11 protein-coding genes and 4 tRNA genes are annotated in these 11,719 nt (G+C 54.8%); all 15 read left to right on the top strand.

The features are described from left to right. Nucleotides 1-94: 94 nt before the first annotated feature. A complete protein-coding gene (birA, locus tag GIR22_RS18335) occupies nt 95-1,054 on the top strand; it encodes a bifunctional biotin--[acetyl-CoA-carboxylase] ligase/biotin operon repressor BirA (protein ID WP_154744680.1) in 960 nt (319 codons plus the stop codon). Then, nucleotides 1,044-1,793, top strand: a complete 750-nt coding sequence (locus tag GIR22_RS18330; protein ID WP_154744679.1) for a pantothenate kinase — start codon at nt 1,044-1,046, stop codon at nt 1,791-1,793. Before birA ends, GIR22_RS18330 begins: the two co-directional genes overlap by 11 nt. Nucleotides 1,794-1,800: 7 nt before the next feature. Then, nucleotides 1,801-2,247 carry a hypothetical protein gene (locus GIR22_RS18325; RefSeq protein ID WP_154744678.1) on the top strand — a complete coding sequence of 149 codons (447 nt, stop codon included), beginning with the start codon at nt 1,801-1,803 and terminating at the stop codon, nt 2,245-2,247. A 142-nt stretch (nt 2,248-2,389) separates the two neighbouring features. Beyond that, nucleotides 2,390-2,474 (top strand) — tRNA-Tyr (locus GIR22_RS18320). A 23-nt stretch (nt 2,475-2,497) separates the two neighbouring features. Beyond that, a tRNA-Gly gene (locus GIR22_RS18315) sits at nt 2,498-2,571 on the top strand. A 26-nt stretch (nt 2,572-2,597) separates the two neighbouring features. Continuing rightward, nucleotides 2,598-2,673 (top strand) — tRNA-Thr (locus GIR22_RS18310). Between the two features lie 85 nt (nt 2,674-2,758). After that, nucleotides 2,759-3,952: an elongation factor Tu gene (gene tuf, locus GIR22_RS18305; protein WP_154744677.1), complete on the top strand. Its 1,194-nt coding sequence runs from the start codon at nt 2,759-2,761 to the stop codon at nt 3,950-3,952. Nucleotides 3,953-4,005: 53 nt separating this feature from the next. Further along, nucleotides 4,006-4,081 (top strand) — tRNA-Trp (locus tag GIR22_RS18300). 45 nt (nt 4,082-4,126) lie between these two features. Next, nucleotides 4,127-4,495 carry a preprotein translocase subunit SecE gene (gene secE, locus GIR22_RS18295; RefSeq protein WP_010174463.1) on the top strand — a complete coding sequence of 123 codons (369 nt, stop codon included), beginning with the start codon at nt 4,127-4,129 and terminating at the stop codon, nt 4,493-4,495. Nucleotides 4,496-4,504: 9 nt separating this feature from the next. Beyond that, on the top strand, nt 4,505-5,038 hold the full coding sequence (gene nusG / locus GIR22_RS18290) for a transcription termination/antitermination protein NusG (protein WP_003176436.1): 534 nt from the start codon (nt 4,505-4,507) through the stop codon (nt 5,036-5,038). A 117-nt stretch (nt 5,039-5,155) separates the two neighbouring features. Further along, the gene (gene rplK / locus GIR22_RS18285) at nt 5,156-5,587 is read left to right on the top strand and encodes a 50S ribosomal protein L11 (protein ID WP_003210097.1); all 432 of its coding nucleotides are present in this window, start codon (nt 5,156-5,158) and stop codon (nt 5,585-5,587) included. Continuing rightward, a complete protein-coding gene (gene rplA, locus GIR22_RS18280; RefSeq protein WP_154744676.1) occupies nt 5,587-6,282 on the top strand; it encodes a 50S ribosomal protein L1 in 696 nt (231 codons plus the stop codon). The genes rplK and rplA overlap by 1 nt, the downstream gene beginning before the upstream one ends. Nucleotides 6,283-6,480: 198 nt before the next feature. Beyond that, the gene (gene rplJ, locus GIR22_RS18275) at nt 6,481-6,981 is read left to right on the top strand and encodes a 50S ribosomal protein L10 (RefSeq protein ID WP_084379721.1); all 501 of its coding nucleotides are present in this window, start codon (nt 6,481-6,483) and stop codon (nt 6,979-6,981) included. A gap of 78 nt (nt 6,982-7,059) precedes the next feature. Continuing rightward, the gene (rplL, locus tag GIR22_RS18270; RefSeq protein WP_154744675.1) at nt 7,060-7,425 is read left to right on the top strand and encodes a 50S ribosomal protein L7/L12; all 366 of its coding nucleotides are present in this window, start codon (nt 7,060-7,062) and stop codon (nt 7,423-7,425) included. 220 nt (nt 7,426-7,645) lie between these two features. Beyond that, the gene (gene rpoB, locus GIR22_RS18265) at nt 7,646-11,719 is read left to right on the top strand and encodes a DNA-directed RNA polymerase subunit beta (RefSeq protein ID WP_154744674.1); all 4,074 of its coding nucleotides are present in this window, start codon (nt 7,646-7,648) and stop codon (nt 11,717-11,719) included.

The raw sequence follows: 11,719 nt of genomic DNA, 5'->3' as shown, positions 1-11,719 counted from the left end.
ATTGGCAAGGTCTTGCTGGCCTAAAGTCGCGGCTTTCTATGCAATGGCCCTGCGCATAGCTATCATGCGTGCCTCATTGTGAGGCGAGACCTGCATGCTGACGTTGTTGAAACTTCTAAAAGATGGCCGGTTCCATTCCGGGGAAGCATTAGGTGCCGCCCTGGGGGTCAGTCGCAGCGCTGTATGGAAGCAGCTTCAGCATCTTGAGGCGGAATTGAATCTATCTATACATAAGGTTCGTGGCAGGGGGTATCAGTTGGCTGAGCCCCTGGTGTTGTTGTGCGCAGATGAAATCTCGGCAAATGCTCCATCTTCTGCTTGGCCAGTCTACATTTCCGATTCAACTGACTCCACCAACGCAGAGGCATTGCGTCTTGTCGAGATGGGGCAGGTTGCTCCGTTCCTTGTTCTCTCGGAGCAGCAGACTGCCGGCAGAGGTAGGCGAGGGCGCAAGTGGGTTAGCCCTTTTGCTCAAAATGTCTATTACAGCCTTGTGTTGAGAATCGATGGTGGTCTACGGCAGCTGGAAGGGCTTAGCCTGGTTGTCGGACTGGCTGTTATGCAGGCCCTGCGAGAGGTCGGTGTGAAAGGTGCCGGTTTGAAATGGCCAAACGACGTCTTGGTGGGGCAAAAAAAAATCGCCGGCATCCTGTTGGAGTTGGTTGGTGACCCTGCTGATATCTGTCATGTGGTCCTTGGCGTGGGGGTTAACGTGAATATGCGCAAGGCAGCAGAAGTCGATCAGCAATGGACCTCCGTACAGCTGGAGACAGGTCGTGCCATTGATCGTAACTACCTGGTCGCGTGTTTGGGACTGCAGTTGCAAGCCTATCTGCATCGTCATCAGGGAGGAGGGTTTTGTGCTATGCAGGCGGAGTGGGAGCAGAGCCACCTTTGGCAGGGTAAGCCTGTATCGCTGATTGCAGGCGTTAGTCAGATCGATGGGGTGGTATTGGGGGTCGACGGGCAAGGTGCATTGCGTCTGAGTGTGGACGGTGTCGAGAAAACATACAGTGGCGGTGAGCTAAGTCTGAGGTTGCGTGATGATTCTTGAGCTCGACTGCGGTAATAGCTTTATCAAATGGCGAGTGCTTGAGTCGGATAAGGTACGTGTTTTCGCGGAAGGTGTTGTCGACTCTGATGCTGCGTTGATCAATGGTCTTCGGTCGTTCGTAACTCTTGCATTGAAGCATTGCCGTCTGGTGAGTGTGCGTGCCTCAGAGGAGACGAGTGCGCTGGTAGCGGCCTTGGTCGACAATTTTGGTATCGCCGTAACGTGCGCTGCACCCTCTCGCCATATGGCAGGAGTGCGAAATGGCTACGAAGACTTCGAGCGGCTGGGGCTTGATCGTTGGCTGGCGATGCTGGGCGGCTTTCGGTTGGCATCGGGTGCTTGTCTGATACTCGATTTTGGTACGGCAGCTACTGCAGACTTTATTGCTGCCGACGGCGAGCACCTGGGAGGCTTTATTTGTCCCGGTATGCCATTGATGCGCAACCAACTGCGAACGCACACTCGAAAGATCCGCTACGACGATGCTTCCGCCGAGCGTGCCTTGGAAAGCTTCGTACCTGGTCGTACTACGGTGGAGGCGGTCGAGCGCGGCTGTACTCTCATGTTGAGGGGGTTCGTCTTGACTCAGCTCGAGTTGGCGCGAAGTTATTGGGGGAGCGATTTCTCCGTGTTTCTTACGGGGGGTGATGCCGAGCTGATTTCTGATGCTGTGCCAGGTGCGCGACTTGTCCCGGACCTGATTTTTATCGGCTTGGCTATGGCGTGCCCCTTGTCTTGAGGTTTTTATGCGTTGGCTGTTTTTACTGTTGCTGGTCCTCAATGTCTTCTATTACATCTGGCATCAACAGGAAGCGCCGCTAAGGGCCAAGGATGTGACCCCGTTGGCTTTGTCTCGCGACGCGCAGAAAGATATTCGTCTGTTGAGCGAATCGGCGGACGCCATGGTTCGGCGCGATAGGGCAAAGGCTCCTGGCGCGCAGAATGCCTGCCTCTACATTGGCGGATTTACCTACCAGAAAGAAGCCCTGGCTGTTGAGCAGCGCCTTACCAGTCTGGACATCAAGGTCAGGCTTCAGTCGCTGAGCCTGCCCGATGCCTCTGGATATTGGCTGCGGGTCGCGCCCGAAAGTCGGCGTCTGGCGGATGATTTGCCCTTTGAAAACCTTGCCAATGAATTCAATGAGTTAAAACATAAAATAATGCCGTGCGAAGGCATTGCAACTGTCGAATAGTTTGCATAGAATGGCGCCCGCTTCGCAGTGAAGACCTCTGAGGTCAGCAAGGTGAGGCAAAGGTCAACGCAGCTAACCTCAGGTTTTTAATGAGGAAATGCTTGACAGAAGGCTGGCATGATGTAGAATGCCGGCTCGCTTAGGAGGGGTTCCCGAGCGGCCAAAGGGATCAGACTGTAAATCTGACGTCTACGACTTCGAAGGTTCGAATCCTTCCCCCTCCACCATTTTAGCGTGAGCTGCAAGCTCTGCGGGTATAGTTTAGTGGTAGAACCTCAGCCTTCCAAGCTGATGATGCGGGTTCGATTCCCGCTACCCGCTCCAAGTTTGCAGGTTGTGCAGGTTGTTTTGCTCTTGTAGCTCAGTTGGTAGAGCACACCCTTGGTAAGGGTGAGGTCAGCGGTTCAAATCCGCTCAAGAGCTCCATATAACAAGGCAGATATGAAAATATCTGCCTTTGTTTTAATGGTTGGTTTGACTAGCTCAATTCTTCTCCGAAAGGGTGATTGTGATGGCTAAGGAAAAATTTGAACGTAATAAGCCGCATGTTAACGTCGGTACTATTGGTCATGTAGACCATGGCAAGACGACATTGACCGCTGCGCTGACTCGCGTTTGTTCCGAGGTTTTCGGTAGTGCGAAGGTTGACTTCGACAAGATCGATAGCGCGCCAGAAGAAAAAGCTCGTGGTATTACGATTAATACTGCGCACGTTGAATATGACTCGGCGGTTCGTCACTACGCTCACGTAGATTGCCCTGGTCATGCCGATTATGTAAAAAACATGATTACCGGTGCTGCGCAGATGGATGGCGCGATTCTGGTTTGCTCTGCAGCTGACGGCCCTATGCCGCAGACTCGTGAGCACATCTTGTTGTCCCGTCAGGTAGGTGTTCCTTATATCGTTGTCTTCCTGAACAAGGCTGACATGGTTGATGATGCCGAGTTGCTGGAGCTGGTTGAGATGGAGGTGCGTGATCTGCTCAGCACCTATGATTTCCCAGGCGACGATACGCCGATTATTATTGGTTCTGCGCTGATGGCGCTGAACGGTCAAGACGACAACGAGATGGGCACTACTGCCGTCAAGAGGTTGGTTGAGACGCTGGATTCGTACATACCACAGCCTGAGCGTGCTATCGATAAGCCGTTCCTGATGCCGATCGAAGATGTATTTTCAATCTCGGGTCGCGGTACTGTTGTAACTGGTCGCGTTGAGCGTGGCATTGTACGTATTCAGGAAGAGGTAGAAATTGTTGGCTTGCGTCCAACTGTCAAGACTACCTGTACAGGTGTCGAGATGTTCCGCAAGTTGCTCGACGAGGGTCGTGCTGGTGAGAATTGTGGCGTTTTGCTGCGTGGCACCAAGCGTGATGATGTTGAGCGTGGTCAGGTTCTGGTCAAGCCAGGTACCGTTAGGCCGCACACTAAGTTTGTCGCTGAAGTTTATGTGCTGGGCAAGGAGGAGGGTGGTCGTCATACGCCATTCTTCAAGGGTTATCGTCCACAGTTCTACTTCCGTACTACGGATGTGACCGGTAACTGCGAATTGCCTGAAGGTGTTGAAATGGTTATGCCTGGGGATAACGTTCAAATGACCGTTACCCTGATCAAAACCATCGCGATGGAAGATGGCCTGCGTTTCGCCATTCGTGAAGGCGGTCGTACCGTCGGTGCGGGCGTCGTGGCTAAAGTCATCGAGTAAGTTGTTGTAATGTCTTTTTCGGGCCGGCATAATGGTCGGCCTGATTTTGTTTTAGGTCAGTAGCTCAATTGGCAGAGCGACGGTCTCCAAAACCGTAGGTTGGGGGTTCGATTCCCTCCTGACCTGCCAGATTCACTTGGTGTGTCTGGCTTTCTTTTCACAGGATCTTCATAGATGACTCCTAAGGCTGAAGCTCAAGGCTCTCGCTTCGATCTGCTCAAGTGGCTTGTAGTAGTCGCTATAGTGGTCGTGGGCGTTGTTGGCAACCAGTATTATTCTGCTTCGCCGATCCTGTACCGTGTACTCGCTTTGCTCGCCCTTGCTGCTGTAGCTGCCTTTGTTGGCCTGCAGACTGCTAAAGGCAAGTCTTTCGCTGTACTGGTTAAGGAAGCTCGCACCGAGATACGTAAAGTCGTTTGGCCGACTCGCCAAGAAACCACGCAGACCACGTTGATTGTGGTGGCTGTTGTTCTGGTTATGGCGTTGCTGTTGTGGGGTCTTGATTCCCTGCTCGGCTGGCTTGTTTCCTTGATTGTTGGCTAAGGGTGTCCCGTGGCTAAGCGTTGGTACGTTGTGCATGCTTACTCGGGTTACGAGAAGCATGTCATGCGCTCTTTGCTAGAGCGCGTAAAACTGGCAGGCATGGAAGATGGCTTCGGCGAAATTCTGGTCCCCACTGAAGAAGTGGTGGAGATGCGTAATGGCCAGAAACGCAAAAGCGAGCGCAAGTTCTTTCCTGGATATGTGCTGGTTCAGATGGACATGAATGAGGGTACTTGGCACTTGGTCAAGGACACTCCTCGCGTCATGGGTTTCATTGGCGGTACCGCTGATAAGCCTGCTCCAATCACCGACAAAGAGGCGGAAGCAATTCTGCGTCGTGTTGCTGATGGTAGCGACAAGCCTAAGCCGAAGACGTTGTTCGAGCCAGGTGAGGTTGTTCGTGTCACCGATGGTCCGTTTGCTGACTTTAATGGCACGGTCGAAGAAGTTAACTACGAAAAGAGCCGGATCCAAGTGGCAGTGCTCATTTTCGGTCGCTCTACTCCGGTAGAGCTAGAGTTCAGTCAGGTCGAAAAGGTCTAGCTGAACAAGCATCCCAACCCCGCAGCCCTAGGCTGTGGGGTTTTGTCGTCACTGGGATAAACGCGCAAGTAACCGGGGAGCCTTTCGAGGCGTTCGAACCCGTAATTGGAGTGCCTCATGGCCAAGAAGATTACCGCTTACATCAAGCTGCAAGTGAAGGCCGCTCAGGCCAACCCAAGCCCACCCGTCGGCCCAGCTCTGGGTCAGCACGGCGTGAACATCATGGAGTTCTGCAAGGCCTTCAACGCCCGTACTCAGGGTATTGAGCCAGGTCTGCCGACTCCAGTGATCATCACTGTATACAGCGACCGTAGCTTCACTTTCGAAACCAAGTCGACCCCGGCTTCGGTTTTGCTGAAGAAAGCTGCTGGTCTGACTAGCGGTTCCGCTCGTCCGAACACCGTTAAGGTTGGCACCGTAACTCGTGCTCAGCTGGAAGAAATCGCGAAAACCAAAAACGCGGATCTGACTGCAGCTGATATGGATGCAGCCGTGCGTACCATCGCCGGTTCTGCTCGTAGCATGGGCCTTAACGTGGAGGGTGTGTAATGGCTAAGCTGACCAAGCGCCAAAAGACTATCGCTGGCAAAATCGAAGCGGGCAAGGCCTACAACTTTGTAGACGCTGCTGCTCTGCTGACCGAGCTGTCGACTGTCAAGTTCAGCGAGTCCGTTGACGTTGCTGTAAACCTGGGTGTTGACCCACGTAAATCCGACCAGGTCGTTCGTAGCGCAACTGTGCTGCCACACGGTACTGGCAAGACTGTACGTGTTGCTGTCTTCACCCAAGGCCCTGCAGCTGAAGCTGCTCTGGCCGCCGGCGCCGATCGCGTTGGCATGGACGACCTGGCTGCCGAAATGAAAGGCGGCGACCTGAACTATGACGTCGTTATTGCTTCCCCGGATGCAATGCGCGTTGTAGGTCAGTTGGGTCAGATCCTTGGTCCACGTGGCCTGATGCCTAACCCTAAAGTTGGCACCGTAACTCCAGACGTAGCTACTGCGGTTAAAAACGCCAAGGCTGGTCAGGTTCGTTATCGCACCGACAAAAACGGCATCATTCACACCTCCGTTGGCAAAGTCGGCTTTGATGCCGTCAAGCTGAAGGAAAACGTTGAAGCCCTGATCGCTGACCTGAAGCGTATCAAGCCAGCTTCCTCGAAAGGTATCTACGTCAAGCGCGTTACCCTGAGCACCACTATGGGCCCAGGCCTGGTCATCGACCAAGGCTCGCTGGACGTATAAGACACACGTTGGCGCGAGAGATCGCGTCAATTGAAAGATTGGGGTCCCTGCCTGGCGGGGGCTATCCAAGACCGTAGGCGGCGCAAGCCTTAAACCTCAAGCCTACGCAGATGGTGCTCCCGGTTCCTTACCGAATCAGACACCAAAACGACATCTGGCTTCGGCTGGATGAAACGGTAACAAGCAGGAGTTAAACCCGTGGCAATTAATCTCGAAGACAAGAAGGCCATCGTCGCTGAAGTCAACGAGGCTGCCAAAGCTGCTCTGTCCGCTGTCGTGGCTGATGCCCGTGGTGTGACAGTAGGCGCTATGACCGGACTCCGTAAAGAGGCTCGTGAAGCTGGCGTATACGTACGTGTTGTACGTAACACCCTGCTCAAGCGCGCCGTTGCTGGCACTCAATATGATGTGCTCAACGACGTGTTCACTGGCCCGACCCTGGTTGCATTCTCCAACGAACATCCTGGCGCTGCTGCCCGGTTGTTCAAGGAATTCGCCAAGGGTCAGGATAAGTTCGAGATCAAGGCAGCTGCGTTCGAGGGCAAGTTCCTCGCAGCTAACCAAATCGACGTACTGGCAACACTGCCGACCCGTAACGAAGCTATTTCTCAGCTGATGAGCGTGATTCAAGGCGCTACCAGCAAGTTGGCTCGTACTCTGGCCGCAGTTCGCGAGCAAAAAGAAGCTGCTGCAGCCTAAGGCTGAGCATTTTCTCTCGCGTATTTTTGTTTATTTCGATGGCCGCGTAGGCCGTCCCCCAATTCAGGAATTACAGCAATGTCTATCTCCCAAGACGATATCCTCAACGCCGTAGCTGAAATGTCGGTTCTGCAGGTTGTTGAGCTGATCAAAGCTTTCGAAGAAAAATTCGGTGTTTCCGCTGCCGCTGCTTCCGCCGGCCCAGCCGCTGCTGCTGCTGTTGCTGAAGAGCAAACCGAATTCAACGTCATGCTGCTGGAAGCTGGCGAGAAGAAAGTAAACGTGATCAAGGCAGTACGTGAACTGACCGGTCTGGGCCTGAAAGAAGCCAAGGCAGTCGTTGACGGCGCTCCAGCCCAGGTTCTGGAAGCAGTGTCGAAAGACGCAGCTGACAAAGCCAAGGCTACCTTGGAAGAAGCAGGCGCTAAAGTCGAGCTGAAGTAAGCATCGACCTTGCGTCTCCAGCCCAAGCGTTAAGCTGAAGGCTGATGGCTGGTGGCTCTTGCCACCGGCCTTTTTCCGTTCTTGGCTGTCGACTCGGTCGCCGCCATTAACGCGCTGTAGCCACCCGATGCGGTGGTGCAAACCATGGGGTTTGCGAGATTTTCTGGCTGCTCCCGTCGGGAGGGGCCAAACAAGCAGGTGACCAAGCTGGGGAACGCTGATGGCTTACTCATATACTGAGAAAAAACGTATCCGCAAGGACTTTAGCAAGTTGCCGGACGTCATGGATGTCCCGTACCTTCTGGCTATCCAGCTGGATTCGTATCGTGAATTCTTGCAGGCGGGAGCGACCAAAGATCAGTTCCGCGACGTGGGCCTGCATGCGGCCTTCAAATCCGTTTTCCCGATCATCAGCTACTCCGGCAATGCTGCGCTGGAGTACGTCGGTTATCGCCTGGGCGAACCGGCATTTGATGTCAAAGAATGCGTGTTGCGCGGTGTTACGTACGCCGTACCTTTGCGGGTAAAAGTCCGTCTGATCATTTTCGACAAAGAATCGTCGAACAAAGCGATCAAGGACATCAAAGAGCAAGAAGTCTACATGGGTGAAATCCCCCTGATGACTGAGAACGGTACCTTCGTTATCAACGGTACCGAGCGTGTTATTGTTTCCCAGTTGCACCGTTCCCCGGGCGTGTTCTTCGACCACGACCGCGGCAAGACGCACAGCTCCGGCAAGCTTCTGTACTCCGCGCGGATCATTCCGTACCGTGGTTCGTGGTTGGACTTCGAGTTCGACCCGAAAGACTGCGTGTTCGTGCGTATCGACCGTCGCCGCAAGCTGCCGGCCTCGGTACTGCTGCGCGCGCTTGGCTATACCACCGAGCAAGTGCTTGACGCTTTCTACACCACCAACGTTTTCCACCTGAGCGGCGAAACCCTCAGCCTGGAACTGGTGCCTCAGCGCCTGCGTGGTGAGATTGCTGTTCTGGACATCCAGGACGAGAAGGGCAAGATCATCGTTGAAGCTGGCCGTCGTATTACTGCGCGCCACATCAACCAGATCGAAAAAGCCGGTATCAAGACGCTGGACGTTCCTCTGGACTACGTCCTGGGCCGTACCACCGCCAAGGTCATCGTGCACCCAGCTACCGGCGAAATCCTGGCTGAATGCAACACCGAACTGAACACCGAGATCCTGGCAAAAATTGCCAAGTCCCAGGTTGTTCGCATCGAGACCCTGTACACCAACGACATCGACTGCGGTCCGTTCGTCTCCGACACATTGAAGATCGACTCCACCAGCAACCAATTGGAAGCGCTGGTCGAGATCTATCGCATGATGCGTCCTGGCGAGCCACCAACCAAAGATGCTGCCGAGACGCTGTTCAACAACCTGTTCTTCAGCCCTGAGCGCTATGACCTGTCTGCGGTCGGCCGGATGAAGTTCAACCGTCGTATCGGTCGTACCGAGATCGAAGGTTCGGGCGTGTTGTGCAAGGAAGACATCGTTGCCGTTCTGAAGACCTTGGTCGACATCCGTAACGGCAAAGGCATCGTCGATGACATCGACCACTTGGGTAACCGTCGTGTTCGCTGCGTAGGCGAAATGGCCGAGAACCAGTTCCGCGTTGGCCTGGTGCGTGTTGAGCGTGCGGTCAAAGAGCGTCTGTCGATGGCCGAAAGCGAAGGCCTGATGCCGCAAGACCTGATCAACGCCAAGCCAGTGGCTGCGGCGGTGAAAGAGTTCTTCGGTTCCAGCCAGCTTTCGCAGTTCATGGACCAGAACAACCCGCTCTCCGAGATCACCCACAAGCGCCGTGTTTCTGCACTGGGCCCGGGCGGTCTGACCCGTGAGCGTGCAGGCTTTGAAGTTCGTGACGTACACCCGACTCACTACGGTCGTGTATGCCCGATTGAAACGCCGGAAGGTCCGAACATCGGCCTGATCAACTCCCTGGCCGCTTATGCGCGCACCAACCAGTACGGTTTCCTCGAGAGCCCGTACCGTGTGGTGAAAGACGCCCTGGTCACCGACGAGATCGTATTCTTGTCCGCCATCGAAGAAGCTGATCACGTGATCGCTCAGGCCTCGGCCACGATGAACGACAAGAAAATGCTGATCGACGAGCTGGTAGCTGTTCGTCACTTGAACGAGTTCACTGTCAAGGCGCCGGAAGACGTCACCTTGATGGACGTGTCACCGAAGCAGGTAGTTTCGGTTGCAGCGTCGCTGATCCCGTTCCTGGAGCACGATGACGCCAACCGTGCGTTGATGGGTTCCAACATGCAGCGTCAAGCTGTACCAACCCTGCGCGCTGACAAGCCGCTGGTAGGTACCGGCATGGAGCGTAACGTAGCCCGTGACTCCGGCGTTTGCGTCGTGGCTCGTCGTGGCGGCGTGATTGACTCCGTTGATGCCAGCCGTATCGTGGTTCGTGTTGCTGATGACGAAGTTGAAACTGGCGAAGCCGGTGTCGACATCTACAACCTGACCAAATACACCCGCTCGAACCAGAACACCTGCATCAACCAGCGTCCGCTGGTGAGCAAGGGTGATCGGGTTCAGCGCAGCGACATCATGGCAGACGGTCCTTCCACCGATATGGGTGAGCTGGCACTGGGTCAGAACATGCGTATCGCGTTCATGGCCTGGAACGGTTACAACTTCGAAGACTCCATCTGCCTGTCCGAGCGTGTGGTTCAGGAAGATCGCTTCACCACGATCCACATTCAGGAACTGACCTGTGTGGCGCGTGACACCAAGCTTGGGCCAGAGGAAATCACTGCAGACATCCCGAACGTGGGTGAAGCTGCACTGAACAAGCTGGACGAAGCCGGTATCGTTTACGTAGGTGCTGAAGTTGGCGCAGGCGACATCCTGGTGGGCAAGGTCACTCCGAAAGGCGAGACCCAGCTGACTCCGGAAGAGAAGCTGTTGCGTGCAATCTTTGGTGAAAAAGCCAGCGACGTTAAAGACACTTCCCTGCGTGTGCCTACCGGTACCAAGGGTACTGTCATCGACGTACAGGTCTTCACCCGTGACGGCGTTGAGCGTGATGCTCGTGCACTGTCCATCGAGAAGACTCAACTCGACGAGATCCGCAAGGACTTGAACGAAGAGTTCCGTATCGTTGAAGGCGCGACCTTCGAGCGTCTGCGTTCCGCTTTGGTAGGCCATAAGGCTGAAGGCGGCGCAGGCCTGAAGAAAGGTCAGGAAATCACCGACGAAATCCTCGACGGTCTTGAGCATGGTCAGTGGTTCAAGCTGCGCATGGCTGAAGATGCTCTGAACGAGCAGCTCGAGAAGGCCCAGGCCTACATCGTTGATCGTCGCCGTCTGCTGGACGACAAGTTCGAAGACAAGAAGCGCAAACTGCAGCAGGGCGATGACCTGGCTCCAGGCGTGCTGAAAATCGTCAAGGTTTACCTGGCAATCCGTCGTCGCATCCAGCCGGGCGACAAGATGGCCGGTCGTCACGGTAACAAAGGTGTGGTCTCCGTGATCATGCCGGTTGAAGACATGCCGCACGATGCCAATGGCACCCCGGTCGATGTCGTCCTCAACCCGTTGGGCGTACCTTCGCGTATGAACGTTGGTCAGATCCTTGAAACCCACCTGGGCCTCGCGGCCAAAGGTCTGGGCGAGAAGATCAATCGTATGATCGAAGAGCAGCGCAAGGTCGCTGACCTGCGTAAGTTCCTGCATGAGATCTACAACGAGATCGGCGGCCGTAACGAAGAGCTGGACACCTTCACCGACCAGGAAATCCTGGATCTGGCGAAGAACCTGCGCGGCGGCGTTCCAATGGCTACCCCGGTGTTCGACGGTGCCAAGGAAAGCGAAATCAAGGCCATGCTGAAACTGGCAGACCTGCCAGAAAGCGGCCAGATGCAGCTGTTCGACGGTCGTACCGGCAACAAGTTCGAGCGCCCGGTTACTGTTGGCTACATGTACATGCTGAAGCTGAACCACTTGGTAGACGACAAGATGCACGCTCGTTCTACCGGTTCTTACAGCCTGGTTACCCAGCAGCCGCTGGGTGGTAAGGCTCAGTTCGGTGGTCAGCGTTTCGGGGAGATGGAGGTCTGGGCACTGGAAGCATACGGTGCTGCTTACACTCTGCAAGAAATGCTCACAGTGAAGTCGGACGATGTGAACGGCCGGACCAAGATGTACAAAAACATCGTGGACGGCGATCACCGTATGGAGCCGGGCATGCCCGAGTCTTTCAACGTGTTGATCAAAGAAATTCGTTCCCTCGGCATCGATATCGATCTGGAAACCGAATAA

This window comes from Pseudomonas karstica, assembly GCF_009707515.1.
Classification (GTDB): Bacteria; Pseudomonadota; Gammaproteobacteria; order Pseudomonadales; family Pseudomonadaceae; genus Aquipseudomonas; species Aquipseudomonas karstica.
Note: the sequence above shows the minus strand (reverse complement) of the source record. Positions and strands in the feature narration are given on the sequence as shown.